The sequence below is a fragment of the Bradyrhizobium yuanmingense genome, assembly GCF_025200905.1.
Taxonomy (GTDB): domain Bacteria; phylum Pseudomonadota; class Alphaproteobacteria; order Rhizobiales; family Xanthobacteraceae; genus Bradyrhizobium; species Bradyrhizobium yuanmingense.
Genome location: NZ_CP104173.1, coordinates 1,361,835 through 1,383,380, shown reverse-complemented (window position 1 = coordinate 1,383,380; position 21,546 = coordinate 1,361,835). Strand labels below are relative to the sequence as shown.

The 21,546-nt window shown below is 65.4% G+C and carries 19 protein-coding genes; 7 read left to right on the top strand and 12 right to left on the bottom strand.

Going from position 1 to position 21,546, the window contains the following annotated elements:
- The first annotated feature begins 125 nt into the window (after positions 1 to 125).
- Positions 126 to 1,436 (top strand): ABC transporter substrate-binding protein, encoded by a 1,311-nt coding sequence (locus tag N2605_RS06480; protein ID WP_057026370.1) that lies wholly within the window; start codon positions 126 to 128, stop codon positions 1,434 to 1,436.
- A gap of 214 nt (positions 1,437 to 1,650) precedes the next feature.
- Here the strand turns inward: N2605_RS06480 and N2605_RS06475 are convergent, their stop codons facing one another.
- The 8 genes from N2605_RS06475 to N2605_RS06440 form a co-directional block, all read right to left on the bottom strand.
- Positions 1,651 to 2,820, bottom strand: coding sequence for a Gfo/Idh/MocA family protein (locus N2605_RS06475; protein ID WP_260346114.1), 1,170 nt, complete (start codon positions 2,818 to 2,820; stop codon positions 1,651 to 1,653).
- Positions 2,821 to 2,933: 113 nt separating this feature from the next.
- Positions 2,934 to 3,779, bottom strand: coding sequence for a CmcJ/NvfI family oxidoreductase (locus N2605_RS06470; RefSeq protein WP_260346113.1), 846 nt, complete (start codon positions 3,777 to 3,779; stop codon positions 2,934 to 2,936).
- A 332-nt stretch (positions 3,780 to 4,111) separates the two neighbouring features.
- Positions 4,112 to 5,050: an ABC transporter substrate-binding protein gene (locus tag N2605_RS06465; protein ID WP_036006740.1), complete on the bottom strand. Its 939-nt coding sequence runs from the start codon at positions 5,048 to 5,050 to the stop codon at positions 4,112 to 4,114.
- Complete coding sequence (locus tag N2605_RS06460) at positions 5,047 to 6,147, bottom strand: LLM class flavin-dependent oxidoreductase (protein ID WP_260346112.1); 1,101 nt, start codon at positions 6,145 to 6,147, stop codon at positions 5,047 to 5,049. Before N2605_RS06460 ends, N2605_RS06465 begins: the two co-directional genes overlap by 4 nt.
- A 20-nt stretch (positions 6,148 to 6,167) precedes the next feature.
- Positions 6,168 to 7,340 (bottom strand): acyl-CoA dehydrogenase family protein, encoded by a 1,173-nt coding sequence (locus N2605_RS06455; protein ID WP_074448139.1) that lies wholly within the window; start codon positions 7,338 to 7,340, stop codon positions 6,168 to 6,170.
- Positions 7,334 to 8,131: an ABC transporter ATP-binding protein gene (locus tag N2605_RS06450; RefSeq protein ID WP_260346111.1), complete on the bottom strand. Its 798-nt coding sequence runs from the start codon at positions 8,129 to 8,131 to the stop codon at positions 7,334 to 7,336. The genes N2605_RS06455 and N2605_RS06450 overlap by 7 nt, the downstream gene beginning before the upstream one ends.
- Positions 8,125 to 9,147 carry an ABC transporter permease gene (locus N2605_RS06445; RefSeq protein ID WP_109144911.1) on the bottom strand — a complete coding sequence of 341 codons (1,023 nt, stop codon included), beginning with the start codon at positions 9,145 to 9,147 and terminating at the stop codon, positions 8,125 to 8,127. The genes N2605_RS06450 and N2605_RS06445 overlap by 7 nt, the downstream gene beginning before the upstream one ends.
- Positions 9,125 to 10,225 carry an ABC transporter substrate-binding protein gene (locus N2605_RS06440; RefSeq protein WP_225183983.1) on the bottom strand — a complete coding sequence of 367 codons (1,101 nt, stop codon included), beginning with the start codon at positions 10,223 to 10,225 and terminating at the stop codon, positions 9,125 to 9,127. Before N2605_RS06440 ends, N2605_RS06445 begins: the two co-directional genes overlap by 23 nt.
- A gap of 477 nt (positions 10,226 to 10,702) precedes the next feature.
- Here N2605_RS06440 and N2605_RS06435 point away from each other — a divergent pair, with 477 nt between their 5' ends.
- Positions 10,703 to 11,683 carry an ABC transporter substrate-binding protein gene (locus tag N2605_RS06435; RefSeq protein WP_260346110.1) on the top strand — a complete coding sequence of 327 codons (981 nt, stop codon included), beginning with the start codon at positions 10,703 to 10,705 and terminating at the stop codon, positions 11,681 to 11,683.
- A gap of 123 nt (positions 11,684 to 11,806) precedes the next feature.
- Here the strand turns inward: N2605_RS06435 and N2605_RS06430 are convergent, their stop codons facing one another.
- Positions 11,807 to 12,253 carry a hypothetical protein gene (locus tag N2605_RS06430; RefSeq protein WP_260346109.1) on the bottom strand — a complete coding sequence of 149 codons (447 nt, stop codon included), beginning with the start codon at positions 12,251 to 12,253 and terminating at the stop codon, positions 11,807 to 11,809.
- A gap of 340 nt (positions 12,254 to 12,593) precedes the next feature.
- Here N2605_RS06430 and glgC point away from each other — a divergent pair, with 340 nt between their 5' ends.
- The 3 genes from glgC to N2605_RS06415 are packed head-to-tail and all read left to right on the top strand — an operon-like array spanning position 12,594 to position 15,599.
- The gene (glgC, locus tag N2605_RS06425) at positions 12,594 to 13,856 is read left to right on the top strand and encodes a glucose-1-phosphate adenylyltransferase (RefSeq protein WP_036006706.1); all 1,263 of its coding nucleotides are present in this window, start codon (positions 12,594 to 12,596) and stop codon (positions 13,854 to 13,856) included.
- Complete coding sequence (gene glgA, locus N2605_RS06420) at positions 13,853 to 15,307, top strand: glycogen synthase GlgA (protein ID WP_109144914.1); 1,455 nt, start codon at positions 13,853 to 13,855, stop codon at positions 15,305 to 15,307. The genes glgC and glgA overlap by 4 nt, the downstream gene beginning before the upstream one ends.
- A gap of 31 nt (positions 15,308 to 15,338) precedes the next feature.
- A complete protein-coding gene (locus tag N2605_RS06415; protein ID WP_036006700.1) occupies positions 15,339 to 15,599 on the top strand; it encodes a SemiSWEET transporter in 261 nt (86 codons plus the stop codon).
- 47 nt (positions 15,600 to 15,646) lie between these two features.
- Here the strand turns inward: N2605_RS06415 and N2605_RS06410 are convergent, their stop codons facing one another.
- Positions 15,647 to 16,441: a DODA-type extradiol aromatic ring-opening family dioxygenase gene (locus tag N2605_RS06410; RefSeq protein ID WP_225137738.1), complete on the bottom strand. Its 795-nt coding sequence runs from the start codon at positions 16,439 to 16,441 to the stop codon at positions 15,647 to 15,649.
- Positions 16,442 to 16,595: 154 nt separating this feature from the next.
- Between N2605_RS06410 and N2605_RS06405 the strand changes: the two genes are divergently transcribed.
- Positions 16,596 to 16,775 (top strand): hypothetical protein, encoded by a 180-nt coding sequence (locus N2605_RS06405; RefSeq protein ID WP_036006694.1) that lies wholly within the window; start codon positions 16,596 to 16,598, stop codon positions 16,773 to 16,775.
- A 7-nt stretch (positions 16,776 to 16,782) separates the two neighbouring features.
- Here the strand turns inward: N2605_RS06405 and N2605_RS06400 are convergent, their stop codons facing one another.
- Positions 16,783 to 18,267: a carboxylesterase/lipase family protein gene (locus N2605_RS06400; RefSeq protein WP_260347417.1), complete on the bottom strand. Its 1,485-nt coding sequence runs from the start codon at positions 18,265 to 18,267 to the stop codon at positions 16,783 to 16,785.
- 79 nt (positions 18,268 to 18,346) lie between these two features.
- Positions 18,347 to 18,595: a hypothetical protein gene (locus N2605_RS06395; protein WP_036025032.1), complete on the bottom strand. Its 249-nt coding sequence runs from the start codon at positions 18,593 to 18,595 to the stop codon at positions 18,347 to 18,349.
- Between the two features lie 191 nt (positions 18,596 to 18,786).
- Between N2605_RS06395 and N2605_RS06390 the strand changes: the two genes are divergently transcribed.
- The gene (locus tag N2605_RS06390; RefSeq protein WP_260346107.1) at positions 18,787 to 21,474 is read left to right on the top strand and encodes a flavin-containing monooxygenase; all 2,688 of its coding nucleotides are present in this window, start codon (positions 18,787 to 18,789) and stop codon (positions 21,472 to 21,474) included.
- The last annotated feature ends 72 nt before the right edge of the window (positions 21,475 to 21,546 follow it).

The window sequence follows — 21,546 nt, the reverse complement described above, 5'->3', positions numbered from 1 at the left end:
ACGCGCCGGCGTGAAGCGCCGGCGCCGAAGAACCTCGACTTTGGCGATATTGACTTTCCGCCGCCCCGCTCCCCATACTTTGCGAACAACAACAAGATCGAACGACGGTTTTGAGGGAGGATAGGATGCCGACTTCACGCAGGCAGCTGCTGAAGACATCGGCGGCTGCCGCCGCCGCACTCAGCCTCGATTGGACACGCGCCCAGGCACAAGCCGAGACTATACGCATCGGCCTGATCTACGACCTCACCGGCCCCTTCGCCGCCGGCGGCTCGGTCGCCTCCTCGATCGGCGCGCAGATCGCCATCGATCTCGTCAACGAGAAAGGCGGTGTCGGCGGCAAATACAAGGTTGCTCCGGTCGCCGCGGATTCGCAGAGCAAGCCGGACGTTGCGATCAACGAGGCCGAACGCCTGATCAGCCAAGAGAAGATCGACATCCTCAACGGCGTCTATGCGAGCTCGCATGCGGTGCCGCTCGCGGCCAAGGTCGAGCAGCAAAAAAAGATCCTCTGGATCACGACCGCGGTCTCGACCGCCGTGTTCAAGGACAAGAACCTGCAACACGTGTTTCGCGCGCAGATCCATTCGGATCAATACGGCCAGGCCTTTGCAAGCTTCCTCACCGAGCACGCCAAAGCCAAGCTCGGCATGGATCCGAAGGAGGTCAAGGTCGCGTTGATCCACGAGGACGGCCCTTATGGCGTCGGCGTTGCCTCCGCTGACGAAGCCTATGCGAAAGAGGCCGGCATTCCGGTGGTGCTGCGCGAAGGCTATTCGGCCTCGGCGCCCGATCTCTCGGTGCTGGTGACGAAGATCAAGCGGGCCAAGGCCGACGTGATCTCGCACGCGGGCTACAACCCTGACATCACCCTGTTCCTGCGCCAGGCCCGCGAGAGCGGGTTGCGCTTCAAGATGCTGTTCGGAGCCGGTGCCGGCTACAGCCAACTCGACAAGTTGCGCGCCACGTTCGGCGCCGACATCGACAATTTCTGCAACATCGACCCGGTGCCGGCACAGCTGCTCGATCCCGCCAAGCTCGCGCCCGGCATGGGCGATCTGATCAAGACCATGGTCAGTCGCTACCAGGCCAAGACCGGCGCCACCGACGTGCCGCCGCACTGCTCGATGGGCTTCAACCAGACCTGGGTGCTGCTCAACAACGTGCTGCCTGTCGCCAAGGAGAAGTACGGCAGCTTCGAGCCCGAGGCGATCCGGAAAGCGGCGCTCGACGTCGACATCCCCGCGGGCGGCACGATCCAGGGCTATGGCGTGAAATTCTTCCCGCCGGGCACGCCGCTCTCCGGCCAGAACGAACGTTCGACGCCGGTCGTGATGCAGAACGCCGGCGCGCACATCTCCGTCGTGTGGCCGACCAACATCCGCACGCAGGACCCGGTCTTCCCGCTGCCGAAGGGCTCGACCTACGGGGCGTGAGGGGGCGGCACGGGCAGTGTACACCCTCTCCCCTTGCGGGAGAGGGTGGCTCGCCGCGTTGCGGCGAGACGGGTGAGGGGTCTCCCTCCGCGTGTTCAACTCTCATTGGGATGCGCGGAAACAACCCCTCATCCGGCGCTTCGCGCCACCTTGTCCCGCAAGGGGAGAAGGATTTGCAGTGGGCCTGTGGCCCCGTTCAGCGACTTCGTGTCGCCTACAACACCACCCGCCGCCCCTCCTCCGCCGCCCAATATCCTGCGTAGTTCACCTTGATCGTCTCATAGGCCAGCGCGAGGTCCGACAGCGGCTGGCGGCCCGTCGCGACGCATTCCATGAAGTCCTGGATCTCCTGCAAATAGCCGCGCGTCCATTCCTCCTCGAGGCAGACATATTGCCAGCCGGTTTTGCGGTCGACCTTCTCGGTGATGTAGACGGAAGCGAGCTTCTCCTCGCTGGTCTGATAGCTCATCAGATGATTGTTGGGCGTGATGTTGGCAAACAGCGAGCCGCCGCTCGTATAGGTCTCGATCAGATTGCGCACGCCGCCCATGATCATGTCGCCGGAGAACACCGTCGCCTTGGTGCCGTCCGAGAAAGTGGCGGTGAGCGTGCCCCAGTCCTCGACATCGACGGGATTGGCCTTGATGTAGCTGCGCTCCTCCGGCTTGAGCCCGGCGGTGACGTTGCCGACATCGCCGGTGACGCTGGCCGCATGGATGCGCTCGCCGCGCGCCTTGGCTTCGACCTGCTTCAGATACAGCACGGCCGAGAGGGGATGGCAGCCCATGCGGATCAGCGAGCCGCCGCCGGTCATCGCCCATTGCGCGGCATGCGCGGCGTGCGAGCCGGAATGGCTCTCCTCGCCCTTCATGAACAGAATCTTGTCCTTGGTCGCCTTGATGATCTCGGCGGTCTTGGTTACGGCCGGCGCGTAGATCCAGTCCTCGGCATACATGAAGAGCTTGCCCGTGCGCTCGATCGCGGCCCGCGTCCTGTCCATCTCTTCGATCACGCGTTCATACATCAGCGCCTTCGGCACGTGCTTGCCGATCGGCTGCTGATCGCCTTCGCGGCCGAAATAGCCGGCGAACGGCTTTTCGCAGATGACGTGCTTGCCGGACTGCATGGCGGCGACGATCATCTCGGCGTGAAGATTGGGCGGGGTGCAGATGTCGACGACGTCGAGATCGCGGTCGGCGATCAGCTCGGCGAAGCTCCGGTAAACACGCGGGATATTGTGATGCCCGGCAAACGCGACAACCTTGTCGCCGCGGGCAGCAACCGCCGCGACCTCGACGTCAACGCCATAGACGCGCCGGAACGCATACATGTGCAACTCCGACACGAAGCCGCAGCCGACGAGTCCTACCCTGATCCTTGTCATAGCGCCCCCTTTGCATTGGGCGGCACTATAGCGCGCTCGGACGCCTAATCCACCGAGACCTGAACGACGCCCGCGCCCATGATGCATGGACCCGGCAGGGCCATCACACGTTGTTACTGCCGGTGGAACACCAGCGTGCGGACTTCGATGCTCTCGCGGGGCGCAGCATCAGCCGGCGTGGTCGGATCGACGAATGCGGTATGCGGCCCGAAACGGGTTCGGCCGTCGGTTGCGGAATCGTAGCACTTCAGCAGCAGCGCCTCATCCGGCGTCATCTCCGGGAAATAGAACCAGCGGTGGTTCGGATTGTATTTCACCGAATAGGTCTCGCCGCGGCGGTTGGGATAGATCAGGTCGGAAGCGACGAGGTCTTCCGGCTTGACCGTGGTGCCGTCGGCCATGGCGAGCGGTGAATCCCGCAAGGGACCGCGGATCGGCCGCCACAGATTGATCACCTGCACGCGCCCCTTCAGCAGCTCTTCGGCTTCATCAGGCAGATGCTCGCGGACGCGGTTGGTGCCGGACGCGATGGTCTGGTCGACATGGACGCGCGTGGCCGGCTGACGCGGGCCACCGTCGCGGATATCAGGCGCGCCCTCGACACGCTTGCGCACAGTGTGGTCGAAGATGACGACACGGTCGGCCTTCAGCGTCGCGCGCAGGAACGCCTCGACCGCTGGATAGTAGACGCTGCGGATTTCCTCGTCGTTGTAAAAATCCTTAACCTGGGTCGGATGACGCACCAACGCAAAGCCCTCGCGATCCAGCGAGAAGTTCTGCGCGATCAGCCGCGCATCGAAGATCGGCACCTGATGCGGCTCCGGCAGCGAGGTGGTTTTCGGCTCACCCGGCGGCGGATCGAACGCGTAGGTGCGCGGCTTGCCGTCGATCGGTGCGAGATAATTGAGTTCGGCGGTGACGAAGGGAAGCGATTCGATTTTTGTTTCTTGCAGGCCCATGGCCGGTCTCCCGATGTGGTCGTCGGATTGATCTTTGCGGGAGTGCGCCGTGCCGCAAGAGCTGCGGCGCAAATAGCAATAAGGGTGTTGTCGCGAGCGCTATGGGCAGGAGGATTGTTTCGAGGAACGCGATCAAGTTGGAAGTTGTCTTCCTGCTTCACGGATGCTTGAGCGCTTGAGAGGTCTCGTGCCCCGGACGCAGCGCATCACGAAGTGGTGCGCTGCTGAGCCGGGGCCCATCTAACCAAACGCAATCGGTGCGCCATGGGGCCGGCTCTGCGCAGCAGCGTTTCACGCTGCAGCGCGTCCGGGACACGAGAGTTGCGTAAAGGCTACAACCCCACCTTCGCGATCGCGTCCGTGAACGAGCGATCGACGATCTCCGCGGCATCCAGCTTCTGCTTGATCAGGCCCCAGCGGAAATAGAGGTCGATCGTCGCCTGCTCGTCTTTGACCACGCCGTCATCGATCGGCGCGATCCTGATCTTGGCGCGTGACAGCCAGTTCTGCGGCACGGCGGTGGGGATGTTCATCAACCTGCCCCAGGTCGCGGCATAGCTGTCGATATTGTTTAGCGACCAAGCCCGCGCCGCGGTGAGGCGGCGGATGAAATCGGTCAGCTCGGCGCGCTTGTCCCTGATCGCGTCGGGCCGCGCTACCTGGAAGCTCAGCCCCGGCGTCAGCCCTTCCGAGGTGATGACGCGCCGCGACTTGAACAGCACCTCCTCCTGGCTCACATACGGCTCCCAGGTCGACCATGCATCGACCGAGCCTTGCGTGTAGGCGATCTTGGCGTCGGACGGCGCCAGGAACGCGATCTGGACGTCGTTCGCGCTCCAGCCGTTCTTCTCGAGCGCAGCAAGGATCAGCTGATGGCCGATCGAGCCGCGGCCGGTCGCGATCTTCTTACCCCGGAGATCGGCAAAGCTCTTGATCGGCGAATTCTCGGGCACGAGGATGGCGAGCCCCTCGCGCGTCTGCCGGATAGCAGCGATCGCCTTCACCGGCGCGCCCGACGCGGCGGCGAAGGTGAAGGGCGCATCGCCAACGAGGCCGGTCTCGATCGCGCCGGCGCTGAGCGCTTCCAGAAGCGGCGCGGCCGCCGGAAACTCCCTCCACTCGATCTTGTAGGGCACATCCTTGAGCACGCCGGCCGCTTCCATCACGGCCTGCGCATTGCCCTTCTGGTCCCCGACACGGAGCGTGGTTTGCGCAGCTGCCACTTCGAACGAAGCGAACAGCAGCGCGCCGGCCAACATGAGGCGGATCATTCTGCGGCCTCGCCGCGAACGGCCTGGCGCTTGGCGACCAGCTCGCGTGTCAGCGGGATCAGCTCCCGGCCGTATTCGATGCTATCGATCAGCGGATCGAAGCCGCGGATTAGGAAATGGCTGATGCCGAGATCGTAATAGTCACCGAAGACCTCCGCAACCTGCTCGGGCGTGCCGACCAGTGCCGTGGTGTTGCTGTTGGCGCCGGTCAGCTTTGCGATCTCGGTCCAGAGCCGCTTGTCGATGCGGCTGCCCTGATCGGCGAGCGCGAGCAGGCGCCGTGCGCCGGCGGTGGCATGCCCGTCAGCGGGCTTGCGATAGCCGGTCTTGTCCTGGAGCGCGGTGGCGCGCGCGAGAATTTCCTCCGCCTTCTCCCAGGCCTGCTTCTCGGTCGGTGCAATGATCGGCCGCACCGACAGGCTGAAGCGCGGCGTCGGCCGCCCCTGCCGCACCGCGGCGTTGTGCACGCGCGAGGTGATATCGCGCACCTGCGCGTAGGATTCGCCCCACAGCGCAAAGGTGTCGGCATGCTTGCCAGCGACGTCGATCGCCGCATCCGAGGCGCCGCCGAAATAGACGCGGATGCCTTCGGGGCGATACGGCTTTACCTGCGAGAAGGCGTTCTCGACCTGGTAGTACCTGCCCTTGTAGCTGAACGGCTTGTCGCTCCTCCATTGCAGCTTGAGCACGTCGAGGAATTCAGAGGTGCGGGCATAGCGCTCGTCCTTGTCGTCGAGCGTGTTGCCGTCTTGCCGCAGTTCGGTGGCGTTGCCGCCGGTGATGACATGGAGCGCGACGCGGCCGCGGGAAAACTGGTCGAGCACGGCGAACTGCCGCGCCAGCAATGTCGGGGCGGTAAAGCCGGGCCGCTGCGCGATGAGCACGTTCAGCCTCTCGGTGTGATTGAGCACGTGCTGGGCGACCTGGAGCGCATCGGGCGAGGTCGAATGAAACGCCAGCAGCGCGCGGTCGAAGCCGGCATTCTCATGCGCCTTCGCCACCGTCTCGATATGGGTCGGATTGAGCACCGGTCCTTCCCGGACGATGGTCTCGGACGAATTGTTGTTGCTGATGAAGCCGATGAACTCGATCGACATGATCGTCTCCCTGTTGATCCCTAGAGGCCGAGTGCGAGGCGGCCGAGGCCGATGCGCGTGGAATCGTCCTGCGGCGTGTGCACGCGGCCGCACAGCACGTCGCGATAATGCCGCTCCAGCGGATTGGCGCGGCTGAGCCCGTGGTTACCGGTCAACGACAGCGCGTCCTCGACGACGGCAACGGCGTTGTTGGTCACGGTCAGCTTGATGACGTTGGATTCACCGGCAGAGAGATCGACGCCATCGTCGAAGTCGCGGGCAGCCGTGTCGATCAAACGTGCGTTGACCGCAAGCCGCGCCTCGATGGCCCCGACGATCTCCTGCGCGCGGGCTAAGGTCGCCAGCGGCGCGCCGAGGCTGGCAGGCACGCGCTGCTTCAGGAAATTGATCAGCCAGTCGCGCGCGGCGCGGGCAACGCCGTCGTAGATCGCGGCGATGAAGACGGTGTGCACAGTCTGCTGCGTAACGTCGAGCGTGCGCCAGTCCGCCGGCTTGCGCAAATCGACCTCGGCGTCGAGCGGGACCACGACGTCGTCGAAGATGACGTCGTGGCTGCCGCTGGCGCGCAGGCCGTGATGGTCCCAGGTCTGGACGATGCGCGTGCCCGGCAGGCCCGCCGGCACCAGGAACTGGCCGACGCGCGGCTCCGCCTCGTCGGTGCGCGCCCAGACCAGGTACCATTTCAGGATCGGCGATCCCGTCGAGTAGATCTTGTGGCCGGAGAGGCGCCAGCCGGTTTCGGTGCGCCGCGCGATCGTCGCCGGCAACCCTCCGCGCGCAGGCGAGCCGAGCTCCGGCTCCACGCGCAGGGCGTTGATGAGCGCGATGCCCTCAACACTTTCGCGCGCGAGCTTGCGCGACAGTCGCGCCGGCCAGTTCGGACTGCGCGCCATCACGAGATGATTGATGTAGTGCATCGACAGCACCAGCGCGGTCGACGGATCGGCCTTGCCGAGAATGCCGAGCACGCGCGCGGCATAGCGCGCGCCGGCACCGGCGCCGCCATGAACCGCCGGCACCGTCAGAGACAGCAAGCCTGCCTCCGAGAGCTCGCGAAAATTCTCGAAGGGAAAGCTGCCGAGCCGGTCGTGCTCGGCCGCGCGCGCCGCAAAGCTTGTGGCAAGCGTCGCTGCGCGGGCGATGTAGTCGGGCTCGCTGTGAGCCGTGCGGCCCTTGGCTATGGAGGTCACCATGTGGCATCTAACCCCAACAGCCCGAGGATCTGGCGACGCAGGTCGGCCAGATACGGATCGCCGCGATGGCGCGGATACGGACGGTCGACGCGGATATCGGCCTTCACCCGCGCGGGACGATCGCTGAACACGATGACGCGGTTGGCGAGCACCAGCGCCTCCTCCGCATCATGCGTCACCAGCAGCGTGGTGAACCCCTTGCGCTGCCAGAGCGCGACGAGCTCGGCCTGCATGGTGATGCGGGTCAGCGAGTCCAGTTTCCCCAGGGGCTCATCCAGGATCAGGATCTTGGGATCGTTGACCAGCGCCCGCGCCAGCGCGACGCGCTGCGCCATGCCGCCGGAGAGCTGGTGCGGATAGGCGTTGCGGAACGGCGAAAGCCCGACGAGGTCAAGCGCGTCATCGACGCGCTGGCGCTGGCTCCTCAAAATGCCCTGGGCCTCAAGGCCCAGGGCGACGTTGTCCCAGACCGACCGCCAAGGAAACAGGGTCGGATCCTGGAACACGACGACGCGCGAGGGATGCGGGTTCCTGATGCGCTCCTCGTCCTCCCGCAGCCTTCCCGCCTTCGGTTTGTCGAGGCCGGCGATCAGCCGCAGCAAGGTCGACTTGCCGCAGCCGGACGGGCCGAGCAGCGCGACGAACTCGCCGGGCTCGACCCAGATGCTGACGTCGCTCAGCACCGGCAGCTCGGTCCCGTCGATGTCGAAGGCGTGGCTGACCTGCTCGATATCGAGCGCGGCGCCGGTGGCCGGATGCGTGACCGCTTCGGCGAGAGCTGTGGCTACCATTTGACGGTCCCCTTCTGCCAGACCAGAAGGCGATCGCGGATCGCAAACAGCAGCGTGATTGCGCCGGAGCAGAGCAGCGACATCACGATCAGCGCTGCATACATGTTGGCGTAGGCGGCCCAGCCCTGCGCCCATTGCAGGTACCAGCCGAGCCCGGCCTTGACGCCGATCATCTCGGCGACGACGAGCACGGCAAAGGACGAGCCGAGCCCCATGAACAGGCCGACGAACACGTGCGGCAACGCGGCCGGGATCGCGACCTTCAGCACCAGGAACGAAGGCTTTGCCCCAAGCGTGCGCGCGACGTCGTAATAGGCGTTGCTGACGCTCGCGACGCCCGACCAGGTCAGCACGGTAACCGGGAAGCCCGTTGCCAGCGCGATCAGGAAGGTCGAGGCGCTCCAGCTCGACGGAAAGGTGAAGAAGGCGATCGGCAGCCAGGCGGTCGCCGGCAGTGGGCCGATGAAGCGCAGCACCGGATGCACCCAATAACCGACCGCGCGCGACCAGCCGATCGAGACGCCGGTTAGAAAGCCAATCGTGGCGCCGATCAGATAGCCGCCGAGCTGGAGCTTGATCGAGGCAAGGACGCTGTCGAGCAGCTTCGGCAGATCGTCGGTATAGACCTCGATGATCGCCTGCGGCGGCGGGAAGAACGGCAGCGGCAGCCAGGCGAATTTTGCCGTCGCGACCTCCCACACCGTCAGGAACACCCCGAGCGCGACCAGCCATGGCGCGCGCTTGTGCAGCGCCTGTCCTGCCGATCCCAGATAGTCGGCCCCGACGGTGCCGAACAGCGCGAGCGCCGCGATGATGAAGGCGGCGATGCCGAGTGAATGCGTGCGCGACCAATCGCCGACATCCTGCCACCAAAGGCAGGACAGGCCGAGGGCGATCCAGGCGACGCTGGCGAGAACGCCGGCGCCGGACTCCCGGATCCAGCTCGCCAGCAGCGGCACGCGCGAGGTGCGCGGCGCGCCCGAGGCAAGGCCGTCAGACAGCGAATACGTCGACATAGATGCGCTCCGCGAATTTGGCGGTGTCGGTGCTCTGCTTGAAGACCTGCACGCTCTTGAGGTCGTCGGCGTAGGCCTTGAGCTCGCGCTTCAAGATCTCGCCGACGGGATGATGATGGTGGGTGTGGTAGCGCACCATGCCCTCGATATCGGCGAGCGTCGCCGCCTTCGGCGCATAGGGCTGGAACGATTTCGCCGCGAGCGTCGCATTCTGCGCGGTGAACATCGCGGCATCGAGCAGCGCCTGGGTGATGGCGCGCGCGACTTGAGGCTCTTCGCGCACGAGCGAGCCGCGCAGGCCGAGGATGCAGCAGCTCTTCTCGCGGTACTCCCCATCGAGATTTGAGGCGACCTCCTTGTACTGTGTGTCCTTGAGCCAGAGATAGGCGAGCGGATCGGACGACAGGAACGCCTGCACCTCGCCCTTCTCCACGGCAACGTTGAGCAGATTGCCGGGATAGGCGCGCCAGTCGACGTCCTTCACCGGATCGATGCCGAGTTTGGCCAATTGGATCGAGAAGAAGTTCTTGTCGGGACCGGCGAGATCGCCGACCGCGACGATCTTGCCCTTGAGGTCGGTCAGCTTCGAGACGCCGGAATCGGTGCGCGACAGCACCCGCATGCAGCCGCCATGGGTGCCCGCGGCGATCTTGACGTCAAAACCCTGCTCCAGCGGCTTCAGCCAGCGCAGCGCCATGCCGAGACCGGCATCGCTTTTGCCTGTCGCGATGGCCTCGAGCAGCTGGTCGGTCGAGCCGGAATAGTTGACGAGCTCGACGTCGAGATTATGCTTCTTGAAGAAGCCGTGCTCGATCGCGACCGGCACCGGCGCGAGGCAGACGGCGCCGGCATTCCACGACAGCTTCAGCTTGCGCGGCGCGCCAGTGAGCGCGGGTGCGTCAGAGGCCGTGCGGCACAGCGGAAACTCGGAGAAGTCGACACCCGGCACGATCGCGGGCGGTGCGAAGGCCTGCGCACCCAGCGCGCCGAGCGGCGCCGCGAAAGCGGCGGCAAGCCCTGCCTGAAGCATGTGGCGCCGGTCGAGTTTCGATCCGCTGCGCTGGTTGTCGTTGTTCATCAGCCCCTGGCTCCTGCGCTGGCACGGCTCCGCCTCGTGCGCAACGGGTCGCGTTGCGCATGTTCCGTGCGGAGCTGCGTTGAGAGAAAATTGTTCCGTCGGCGCTTCCCGCGCCACGTTGATGCGATGCGCAAATCATGCGGCGCGTTCGCGGCATCGTCAATGAAATGGATTTTCGAATGTTGCGCGCAGGAAAGTCATTTCTCTCCACCCGCGCATGCGGGAGCGATGAAAGGATTTTCGCAGATGCATGGGCGCTCAAGTTCAAGCGCGACGCCCTTGACTGCCGCGTCCTTGTCCAGTTCGGCCGTGCACGCTGTGTATTCTCGAAAGCAGCGCTCCGCTGAAACGTCATTGCCTGAAGCACGCACAATACGGTTGGCCATTTCATTGACGGCGCACCGCGCGCTCATAGACTTGATCGTCTCGCTGCACCGTTCGCTCACGCATCGTGAGCAACGCAACAAGACGGATCCAATGAGCATCAACTCTCACGACCATTCCATCACACGCCGGCTCGCCACCTCGCTGCTCGCCGCCGTCATCACGCTATCGACCGCTGCCGCATCGCTCGCCGCCGACATTGTCGTGCTGCGCGTCGGCGACCAGAAGGGCGGCAATCGCTCGCTGCTCGACATCTCCGGCTATGCGAAGGACCTGCCTTACAGAATCGAATGGTCGGAATTCCCCGCGGCCGCGCCGATCCTCGAAGCGCTCAATGCCGGCGCGCTCGACGTCGGCTACACCGGCGATCTCTCGTTCCTCTCGGTCTATGCCGCGGGCGCGCCGATCAAGGCGATCGGCGGCACGCGCTCGGATGCGAAGACGCAGGCTATCCTGGTGCGTCAGGATTCGCCGATCAAATCGGCGGCCGACCTCAAGGGCAAGCGGCTCGCCGGCACACGCGGCGGCTGGGGCCAGTTCCTGATCGATGCGACACTGGAGAAGGCAGCGATCAAGCTGGAGGATGCGACCTTCGCGCCGCTCGGCCCGGTCGATGCCAAGATCGCGCTGCTCGCCGGCTCGATCGACGCCTGGGCGGTGTGGGAGCCCTACGTCTCGTTCGCGACGTTGAAGGACAAGGCTCGCGTCATCGCCAACGGCGAAGGGCTGACGCCGACCATCACCTTCATCGTCGCCTCCGACAACGCCATCGCCACCAAGCGCGCGGCGGTGCAGGATCTGGTGCAACGGCTGAACAAGGCGCGGCTATGGTCGCTCGACCATCTCGGCGAGTACGCCAAGAACACGGCCGAACTGACAAAACTGCCGGAGGACGTGCTGCTGTCGGCCTACACCTCGCAGCGCACCAGCCCGATCGTGATCGACGAGAACGTGGTCAAGGAGGTGCAGGAAGCCTCCGACCGCTCGACCCGTTACGGCATCCTGCCGAAGAAGATCGATGTCAGCAAAGCCGTCGACCGCAGCTTCACGGCTGCGGCCGCGGGATCGAATTAGGCGGAGGCGGCGGGATGCACCGGCTTCGCCTCAGGCCCGGCCCATTGCATCTCGCCGCGATCGTGCTCATGCATGCTGCATGCATGAGCCTGATCGTGTGGCTCTCGTTCTAGCCGCGCGGTCTCACCAGTAGCCGCGGTAGTAGGGACGGTAGACCCCGTACGGCCGGTGATAAACCCGGTACGGCCGGTAGTAGCCGTAGCTGTAGTACGGGCGATAGGGCCGATAATATCGCGGATAGACCGGTGCGTAGCCGTAGCCGCCGTAATAAGCGGGGGCGTAACCATAGCCGTAGCCCGGATATCCATAGCCGTAGCCGCCGTAATAGGGGCCGTAGCCGTAAGGAGACCCCGCGGCGATGGCACCGCCGATGAGCGCGCCGGCTGCGAGACCACCGAGGGCTAAGCCCCAGCCGCCGCCGCGCCAATGCACCGGTGTGAGATTATCACCGGCCGCAGCCTTCATCGTCGCAACGTTGGTCGGCATCGGGGCCGCCGTGGCCTGCCCGATCTGGGCCACCATGACCACGCCGGCCAATGAACAGGCAATCGCCGTCTTCCAGATCCTCATCGTCCTACTCCCTGTCTGACCTTTCGCTTGAAAAAGGGATCGCAGCGTCATGATCGGACATCCTTGCGCCAAGTCAAAGCATTGAATTTCAAAGCCTGGAGTTTGCGTGCACCGCACAAGACGCTTGCCTCCGTTCTGATCAACCGGTGCCCGGCGACGTCGCCGCCTGTGACAGCCGCGCGACGGTGGCTGAGGCCCGATCACCCGGCAAGGCATTAAGCTTCCCGTGCATTCGCAACCAACAACCACCTTCACGATTTACTATTCGTGCCATTACTATCGGTTCCAATGTGCGCGGCCGGGAGGCTTCTCGCGAGCGCCAGAGTTGTGGGAGGATCACATGAGTGCCGCGAGACCCGAGCCGCTTGCCCGTCAGGCGCTGGCGTTTGTCCTGGCCGGAGGACGCGGCAGCCGCCTGCTGGAGCTGACCGACCGCCGCGCCAAGCCGGCGGTCTATTTCGGCGGAAAGTCCCGCATCATCGATTTCGCGCTGTCGAACGCGGTGAACTCCGGCATCCGCCGTATCGCGGTGGCGACCCAATACAAGGCGCACAGCCTGATCCGGCACCTTCAGATGGGCTGGAACTTCTTCCGCCCCGAACGCAACGAGAGTTTTGACATCCTGCCCGCCAGCCAGCGCGTCTCCGAGAGCATGTGGTATGTCGGCACGGCGGACGCGGTGTACCAGAACATCGACATCATCGAATCCCACGCCTGCCGCTTCATCGTCGTGCTGGCCGGAGACCACATCTACAAAATGGACTACGAGGTGATGCTGCGCCAGCACGTCGAGAGCGGCGCCGACGTCACCGTCGGCTGCCTGGAAATGCCGCGGACCGAATCTTCCGGTTTCGGCATCATGCATATCGACGAGAACGGCTGGATCCAGGAGTTCCTGGAGAAGCCGAAGGATCCGCCGCCGATGCCGGGCAAGCCGGACGTCTCGCTCGCCAGCATGGGCATCTACGTGTTCGACGCGAAATTCCTGTTCGATCAGCTCAAGCGCGATGCCGAGGACCCGAACTCGAACCACGATTTCGGCAAGGACATCATTCCCTACCTGGTCAAGAACGGCCGCGCGATGGCGCACCAATATTCGACATCCTGCGTCCGCTCGGGCAGCGACACTCGCGCCTATTGGCGCGACGTCGGCACGGTCGACGCCTATTGGGCCGCCAATATCGACCTTACCGACGTGGTGCCCGAGCTCGACCTGTTCGACCGCGCCTGGCCGATCTGGTCCTATGCCGAGATCACGCCGCCGGCGAAATTCGTCCATGACGAGGAGAGCCGGCGCGGCCAGGCGGTGAGCTCGCTGGTCTCCGGCGGCTGCATCATCTCCGGCGCGTCGCTGCGCCGCTCGCTGCTGTTCACCGGCGTGCGCATCAACTCCTACGCCAATGTCGAGAATGCCGTGATCATGCCTTACGTGAGTGTCGGCCGCGGCGCCCGCTTGAGGAACGTCGTGATCGACCGCGGCGTCGAGATCCCGGAAGGGCTCGTCGTCGGCGAGGATCCCGAGTTCGACGGAAAGCGCTTCCGCACCACCGAGCAGGGCATCTCGCTGATCACCCAGCCGATGATCGACAGGCTCAATACATGACGCCTGTTCGCGTCCTCGCGGTCGCCTCTGAAGTCTATCCCCTCGTCAAGACCGGCGGCCTCGCAGATGTCGCCGGCGCGCTGCCGGTTGCGCTGAAGGCGCATGGCGTCGAGATGCGCACCTTGCTGCCGGGCTATCCCGACGTGATGCGCCTTTTGTCCGGCACAGAGGAACTGCGGCGCTGGTCGGATTATTTCGGCGGCCCCGGCCGGCTGCTGGCGGGCTCGCATGCCGGGCTCGATCTGTTCGTGCTGGACGTGCCGCATCTCTATGCGCGGCCAGGCAACCCCTATGTCACCACTGACGGCGTCGACTGGGCAGACAACGGCGTGCGCTTCGCCGCGCTGTCGCGCGTGGCGGCCGATATCGGCCACGGCCTCGTGCCGGCCTTCGTGCCCGATGTCGTGCACGCCCACGATTGGCAGGCGGGGCTCGCGCCGGCCTATCTGCACTACGACAATCGTCCACGGCCCGGCACCGTGATGACCATCCACAACATGGCCTACCAGGGCAAGTTCGCCCCTGAGCTGATCGGATCGATCGGCCTGCCCTGGCATGCCTTCAACGTCAACGAACTGGAATATTTCGGCGGCATCAGCTTCTTGAAGGCCGGCTTGAGCCTTGCCGATCGTATCACCACGGTATCGCCGACCTACGCGAAGGAAATCCAGAGCGACGAAGGCGGCATGGGCCTCGGCGGCCTGCTTCGTGAACGATCCAACGTGCTGAGCGGCATCCTCAACGGCATCGACACCGAGGTCTGGAATCCGCAAACCGATCCGCACATCGCCTACCGCTTCGGCGCGGAAGACCTGACCTTCCGGGCCGCGAACAAGGCGGTGCTGCAGCAGCAGTTCAATCTCGATTCCTCGGACGAAGCGCCACTGCTCGGCGTCATCAGCCGCCTGTCGTGGCAGAAGGGGCTCGATCTCCTGATGGAGGCCATCCCGACCATCCTGCGCGAAGGCATGCAGCTCGCGCTGCTCGGCAGCGGCGACCGCGATCTGCAGGATGGCTACCAGGCCGCGGCCCGCGCCAATCCGGGCCGGATCGGCGTCGTGATCGGCTATGACGAGATTCTCGCGCATTTGATCCAGGCCGGCTCGGACGCGCTGATCGTGCCGTCGCGCTTCGAGCCGTGCGGCCTGACCCAGCTCTGCGCGCTGCGCTATGGCGCGGTGCCGATCGTCTCGCGCGTCGGCGGCCTCGAAGACACCATCGTCGATATCGGCGAGGCCGACGCGTCCGGCCACGATGCCACCGGCTTCAAATTCGCCCCCGTGACGGCGGATGCCCTCGCCGGCACGCTGCGCAAGGCCAACACCGCCTTCCACGACAAGCTGACCTGGCGCCGCCTGCAACGCAGCGGCCTTGCGACCGACGTCTCCTGGCGTAATCGCGCCGGCGACTATGCCTCGCTGTACCGCGATCTCATGGCGGCGCGCGCGTGAGGCAGAGCCGAATCCATGCTATAGAGCCGACATGGACCCCTTCGCGATCAAGCTGCTCGGCTTTGCCGCCGCCACCTGCACCACCGTCGCCTACGCGCCGCAGTTCATCAAGGTCTGGAAGACCCGCTCGGCGCGCGACATTTCTCTCGGCATGTTTCTGGTCATGATGCTGGGCCTCACGCTCTGGCTCATCTACGGCCTGCTTTCAGGCGATGCCCCCCTGGTCGCGGCGAACGCCGTCACCATGGTTCTCGCCGGCGGCATTCTGGTGATGAAGCTGAGATATGGGTGAGGCTTTCTTCGCCTCTCCCCGCTTGCGGGACGACGGAGAAGAGATCATTACCCAAACACATACGAGGCCATCGCCACATGCGCGACCTCGTCGACGAAGACGCGCCGTCCGACGTCGCTTCCCGCAGCACCGGCCGCCACCATCAGCGGCAGCAGATGGTCCTCGCGCGGATGTGCAAGGCGTGCGCTCGGCGCATTCTCCCAATCGACCAGCATGGCATTGCGGCGCGCCGCATCGGGGTTGCTGATCGCCTCGTTCAGATAGGCCTCGAAATCATACGAGACGGGCTTGGACTCCGGACGGTTGAAGCCGCGCATGTTGTGATAGGTCAGGCCGCTGCCGACGATCAGGATGCCTTCGTCGCGCAAGGATGCGATCGCCTGCCCCACCTTGACGTGCTCGGCCGCGTCATAGCTGGACTTCAGCGACAGCAGCACGATCGGCATGTCGGCATTCGGATACATCAGCCCGAGCGGAACGAACGTGCCGTGATCGAAACCCTGGTCGGGATCTTCGCGGCAATCGAGGCCGGCATGCGTGAGCAGCGCCTTCACTTGCGCGGCAAGCTCGGGCTTGCCCGGCGCCGGATATTTGATGTGGTAGGTATGCTCGGGGAAACCGTAATAATCGTAGACCATCGGTGGACGCGGCGAGGTCGACACCGTGAAGGCGTCGGCTTCCCAATGCCCGGTGATGACCAGCACGGCCTTCGGCCTTTCGGGCAGAAGCTGCGGCAAGTTCGCGAACGCCTCGGCGGTCTTGGCATATTGCACCCGTCTGTCCTCCATGAAGGGCCAGGGGCCGCCGCCATGCGACAGGAACAGGGTCGGAAATCGCGTCATCGGCTCGTCTCGTTGACAACAGGCGCGTGCGAGCGGTCCGCACGATCGGCGGTGAGCATAGGCAAAGCGGCATGGTTAGCAAGTCGTTAACGATTTGCCGCCCAGAATCCCCGCTGGGCCGAAGCAGTCGGCCTGAAGACAAGTGAGACGTACGATGAGGAAGTTTGCGCTGGGGGACGTCGTCAACAGTGACAAGGGCCGCCGCGGTGTCGTCCGCGCCGCCTTCAAGTCGCGGGATGGCCAGCAGTTCTATGCCGTCGAGAAGGACGGCGCGATGGATTATCTGGAGGAAGACCGGCTCAGCCCGGCGCCGCGCGTCGAGCTCGCGGCTTAAATCCGCTTCATCTCCTGCCCTCATTTGCGAGCCGGTCGAGACGATCCGCGAACGGGTCGTCGCCGCTCGCGATGCCATCGTTCGTGATCAGCAGCAGGCGATCGCCGCTGGCTGCGTCCCAGCGTGGCAGGTCGGGACCATGTAGGTCGGGACCATTGGGATCGCCACTTCGGGCGAAGTTTATCCAATAGGCGCGCATGCGGCCTGCGACCTCGCGGTCGCGCCGCGACAGGATGCCCGCACCGGCCACGCCTTCCGTACCGAAGATGAACTGCAGCTCGCGCCCGTGGCCGACGTCCGGATTGGCGCGCCTGGCCTCCGGCACATAGGCGAAGCGGTAGCGAAAGGTCGGCGCGCCGCCTGCCGCGTGCAGACGTGCCAGCAGCCGCACCGGCTCGGAAAAGACCTTGTCGGTGTAAATTCTTGCCGCGAGATCCGAAGGTCTGGCGAGATCGGGATAGAGCTTGCGCAATTCGCCGCCGCCCGCGCCCGGCGGCGCAAGCTCCTCCTTGATCGCGGTCTCGTTCTCCAGGCCGGTCTCATCCTCGTTCGAGCCGATGATCAGGGGAATGCGGCTCTGGCGTCCGGCCACAAAACCCGCGGCGAGGTCCTCGGTCACGAGACGTCCATCCATCATCGGTGCAAAGCTGCGCGGCGATGTCTCCAGCAATTGTTTCTCGGCGGCCAGCAGGCGCCGCGGCTCGACTGCGCGCAGATCCGTCTTCGGCGAAAGCGCGGCCACGAACTTCCGGCCGATGGCCTCCGCCTCTTCCGCCGAGCGCAGGCGCGCGCGGCCGGGCACCGATTGCAGAATGGCCTTGTGGAAGAGATTGCGCGCTTGCGCGGACAGCATCAGCAGTGCAATCGATGTCGCGCCTGCATCGCTGCCGAACAGCGTGACGTTATCAGGATCGCCGCCGAAGGCCGCGATGTTGTCGTGCACCCAGTGCAGCGCGGCGATCTGGTCCATCAGGCCGAAATTGCCGGAGCCGGCGTCCGACAGCGCGGGATGCGAGAGCCAGCCGAGCGCGCCGAGGCGATAATTCACGGTGACCACGATGAGGCCCGCCTGCGCCAGCTTGGCACCATCGAACAGCGGATCGTTCGCGGTGCCCGAGACGAACGCGCCGCCATGGATGAACACCATCACCGGCAACGGGCCGTCGACCCCGAAAGGACGAAACACGTTCAGCGTCAGGCAATCCTCGCTCGCCGCCGGCAGCGCCGGCTGAAGGCACGGCGCGCCGTATTCGTAGGCGGTGCGCATCTCCGAGCTTTCGGTCGTCGGCTGCGGCGGTTGCCAGCGCAGCGCGCCGAGCGGCGGCGCCGCGTAAGCCAGCCCCTTGAACGAGGCCACCTCGCCTTCCACGGCGCCGAGCATCTGCCCTTCACGCGTCAGCGCGAATGGAAACTGCCCGACCGACTGGGCGAGGGCCGGGCCGGCGCCACACAGGACTGCAATAGCCGCAACGAATGCAAGCAGGGCCCGCATCTTCGCAACGATCTCGATGAAGGGTTTTGGCAGGTTATGTCCGAAGCCGTCGGCGAGGCAACCCTCGCGCGCCTTGAGCCTAACCGCCTTTGCCAATCAGCTCCGCGAGCGCGTGGCGCGCGACGATGCCGAGCTCGCCCAGGGTGGAGTGGCCCGCCCGTGCCGCCTCGATCAGGCGCTCGGCGATGAACCTGCGGCTGTCGTGATCGCCGCCATGCGGCAGTTGCCGGCACGTCTGCTCGAGGACGACGTCCATGTTCGCTCTGGTTCGCTCACTCAACTCTGTCATGACGCCCGGGCGGTACGCGTGGCTTGTAAGCGCAAGCATACACAGAAGGACGATGGCTGATTACCCCGGGCGATCACGGCCATTGTGCATCGCGGTGCGTGTGGTGCCACAACCTTCGCGCGGTCACGAAGCCGCCGCAAACGACCACCCTAAGATTGCACTTGCTCTAATGACAAGCTGAGCCTGCGGCGATAGCCTGCCGCCAAAACAAGACATCCGGGAGGAATACCATGCCTGACGCAATGGTTGCCACACGTGCCTCCGATGGGCGCGGAACCGCTCAGCAGGTCGATGTTGCCGTGGTCGGCGCCGGATTTGCCGGCCTCTACCTTCTCCATCGCCTGCGCAAGACGGGGTTCTCGGCAGTCGGGCTCGACGAGGCCGGCGATGTCGGCGGCACCTGGTATTGGAACCGCTATCCGGGCGCGCGCTGCGACATCCAGACCATCGACTACAGCTACACGTTCGATCCGGAGCTCGAGACCGCCTGGACCTGGTCGGAGAAATACGCGACCCAGCCCGAGATCCTGCGTTACCTCGGCTTCGTCGCCGATCGCTACGATCTTCGCCGCGACATCCGTTTCAAGACCAAGGTCACCGAAGCCAGATGGGACGAAGCGTCCGAGCGCTGGCTCATCACCACCGACAATGGGCCACCCGTCTCCTGCCGCCATTACATTATGGCGACCGGTTGCCTCTCCGCGCCAAAGCCGCCGGAGATCGACGGCGTCAAGGACTTCAAGGGCGAGGTCTATTTCACCGGGCGCTGGCCGCATGACGGCGTCGATCTCACCGGAAAGCGCGTCGCCGTGATCGGCACGGGCTCCTCGGCGATCCAGTCGATCCCTGTGATCGCCGAGCAGGCCGCGCATCTGACGGTGTTCCAGCGCACACCGAATTTCGCTTTGCCGGCGCATAACGGCCCGGCGCCCGCGGACCGCATGAGCCTGCTGCAGAGCGACCGCGCGGCCTATCGCGAGCAGGCGCGGCAGTCGATGGCCGGCGTGCCCTACCCGCAGCAGACGGTCGTGAGTTGGCAATTGAGCGATGCCGAGCGTCGCGAGCGGTTCGAGCGCGCCTGGGCGGCCGGCGACCTCGTCCACATTCTGACGCAGCTCTGGGCCGACCAGGCCGTAGACGTCGACGGCAACAAGATCGTCCAGGACCTGATCCGCGAGAAGATCCGCGCCGCCGTCAAGGATCCCGAGACCGCCGCGGCGCTGATGCCGGACGACCATCCTTTCGGCGCAAAGCGCCCCTGCCTCGAGACCAATTATTACGCAACCTACAACCGGCCGAACGTCACGCTGGTCAATCTGCGCAAGGAGCCGATCAAGGCGATCACCGCGAGCGGCATTTCCACGAACGGCCGCAGCTTCGACGTCGACGTCATCGTCTTCGCAACCGGCTTCGACGCCATGACCGGCGCGATCCGTGCCGTGCATCCGATCACCGGGCGCGGTGGCAAGTCGCTGTCCGATGTCTGGGCGCAGGGGCCGCAGACCTATCTCGGCCTCACGGTCGAGGGCTTCCCGAACTTCTTCATGATCACCGGACCCGGAAGCCCGTCGGTGCTGTCGAACATGGCGGTGTCGATCGAGCAGCATGTCGACTGGGTGGTCGATCGCCTTGCATCGCTGCGCGATGCCGGCTTCACCACGATCGAGCCGACCGAGACGGCGCAGGCCGGCTGGAACAGGCACATGGCCGACTGCTCGATGCTGACGCTGCACCGGCTCGCCAACACCTGGTACACCGGCGCCAACGTGCCCGGCAAGGTGCAGGGGCTGATGCCCTATACCGGCGGCGTCGGCCCTTATCGCAGCATCTGCGACGAGGTGGTCAGCCGCGGCATGCTCGGCTTCAAGCTCACCGGCCCCGATGGCGCCATCCAATGCAACGACGGCGAGGTGGTGCGCCTGCAGCCGGACGTGCGGCTGGTGCTGAACCTGCTCGCCTCGCTCAACCTGCCGCCGATCGAGTCGATGGGCGCGCTCGGCGCCCGCGCCTTCGTCAACGAGTTCAACAAGGGCCGGCCTGCGGGGCGGCCGATCGGCGAGATCGTCGACGGCACCCTGCCCGTCGCCGACGGTGCGTTGCCCTACCGCGTCTACAAGCCGGCAACGCCGGGACCGCATCCGGTCGTGGTCTATTTCCACGGCGGCGGCTGGGTGCTTGGCGACGAGCAATCGGACGAGCCGTTCTGCCGCGACATGGTGCGGCGGACCGGCATGATGTTCGTCAGCGTCGGCTATCGCCACGCACCGGAGCATCGCTTCCCGACCGCGGCCGAGGACGGCTATGCGGCCACGCGCTGGATCGCCGAGCACGCCGCCGAGCTCGGCGGCAGGCCGGGCCCGGTGCTGGTCGCCGGCTGGAGCGCCGGCGGCAACATCGCCGCCGTCACCTGCCAGCTCGCGCGCGACCGCGGCGGGCCCTCGATCGCCGGCCAGCTTCTGGTCTGCCCGGTCACCGACTGCAGCTTCGATCGGCCCTCCTACAACGAAAACGGGACCGCCTACTTCCTGACGCGCTCGCTGATGTACTGGTTCTGGGACCTCTATTGCTCGCCGGCGGACCGCACCGACCCGCGGGTCGCCCCGCTGCGCGGCAAGGTTGCCGGCCTGCCGCCGGCCCTCGTGGTCACCTGCGAGTTCGATCCGCTGCGCGACGAGGGCATCGCCTATGCCGAGGCAATGGCCGCAGCGGGCGTGCCGGTCGAGCAATTGAAGGCGCGCGGCCACTTCCACTCGTCCTTTGCGATGGTGGACGTGGTGATCACAGGCGTGTCGGGACGGGTGCAGATGGCGGAAGCCTTGCGGCGCTTCGCCGGACTGCCGCCCAAGATCAGCGGCAGTGACGGTCACGGAGATGGTCACGCCAGCCCGCGGCACGAGATCGCGGCGGCGGCGAGCTGACGCGGCCACGAGGCGGCCGGGAACCTTTTCCCGGCTGCCGCGTTGGCTGACCTGTGGCATTGAGATGCAGCG

What these genes read in the sequence shown, in the direction of transcription:
- N2605_RS06480 (WP_057026370.1), top strand. Translation starts at nt 126, where the DNA reads ATGCCGACTTCACGCAGGCAGCTGCTGAAGACATCGGCGGCTGCCGCC.
- N2605_RS06475 (WP_260346114.1), bottom strand. Translation starts at nt 2,820, where the DNA reads ATGACAAGGATCAGGGTAGGACTCGTCGGCTGCGGCTTCGTGTCGGAG.
- N2605_RS06470 (WP_260346113.1), bottom strand. Translation starts at nt 3,779, where the DNA reads ATGGGCCTGCAAGAAACAAAAATCGAATCGCTTCCCTTCGTCACCGCC.
- N2605_RS06465 (WP_036006740.1), bottom strand. Translation starts at nt 5,050, where the DNA reads ATGATCCGCCTCATGTTGGCCGGCGCGCTGCTGTTCGCTTCGTTCGAA.
- N2605_RS06460 (WP_260346112.1), bottom strand. Translation starts at nt 6,147, where the DNA reads ATGTCGATCGAGTTCATCGGCTTCATCAGCAACAACAATTCGTCCGAG.
- N2605_RS06455 (WP_074448139.1), bottom strand. Translation starts at nt 7,340, where the DNA reads ATGGTGACCTCCATAGCCAAGGGCCGCACGGCTCACAGCGAGCCCGAC.
- N2605_RS06450 (WP_260346111.1), bottom strand. Translation starts at nt 8,131, where the DNA reads ATGGTAGCCACAGCTCTCGCCGAAGCGGTCACGCATCCGGCCACCGGC.
- N2605_RS06445 (WP_109144911.1), bottom strand. Translation starts at nt 9,147, where the DNA reads ATGTCGACGTATTCGCTGTCTGACGGCCTTGCCTCGGGCGCGCCGCGC.
- N2605_RS06440 (WP_225183983.1), bottom strand. Translation starts at nt 10,225, where the DNA reads ATGAACAACGACAACCAGCGCAGCGGATCGAAACTCGACCGGCGCCAC.
- N2605_RS06435 (WP_260346110.1), top strand. Translation starts at nt 10,703, where the DNA reads ATGAGCATCAACTCTCACGACCATTCCATCACACGCCGGCTCGCCACC.
- N2605_RS06430 (WP_260346109.1), bottom strand. Translation starts at nt 12,253, where the DNA reads ATGAGGATCTGGAAGACGGCGATTGCCTGTTCATTGGCCGGCGTGGTC.
- glgC (WP_036006706.1), top strand. Translation starts at nt 12,594, where the DNA reads ATGAGTGCCGCGAGACCCGAGCCGCTTGCCCGTCAGGCGCTGGCGTTT.
- glgA (WP_109144914.1), top strand. Translation starts at nt 13,853, where the DNA reads ATGACGCCTGTTCGCGTCCTCGCGGTCGCCTCTGAAGTCTATCCCCTC.
- N2605_RS06415 (WP_036006700.1), top strand. Translation starts at nt 15,339, where the DNA reads ATGGACCCCTTCGCGATCAAGCTGCTCGGCTTTGCCGCCGCCACCTGC.
- N2605_RS06410 (WP_225137738.1), bottom strand. Translation starts at nt 16,441, where the DNA reads ATGACGCGATTTCCGACCCTGTTCCTGTCGCATGGCGGCGGCCCCTGG.
- N2605_RS06405 (WP_036006694.1), top strand. Translation starts at nt 16,596, where the DNA reads ATGAGGAAGTTTGCGCTGGGGGACGTCGTCAACAGTGACAAGGGCCGC.
- N2605_RS06400 (WP_260347417.1), bottom strand. Translation starts at nt 18,267, where the DNA reads ATGCGGGCCCTGCTTGCATTCGTTGCGGCTATTGCAGTCCTGTGTGGC.
- N2605_RS06395 (WP_036025032.1), bottom strand. Translation starts at nt 18,595, where the DNA reads ATGCTTGCGCTTACAAGCCACGCGTACCGCCCGGGCGTCATGACAGAG.
- N2605_RS06390 (WP_260346107.1), top strand. Translation starts at nt 18,787, where the DNA reads ATGCCTGACGCAATGGTTGCCACACGTGCCTCCGATGGGCGCGGAACC.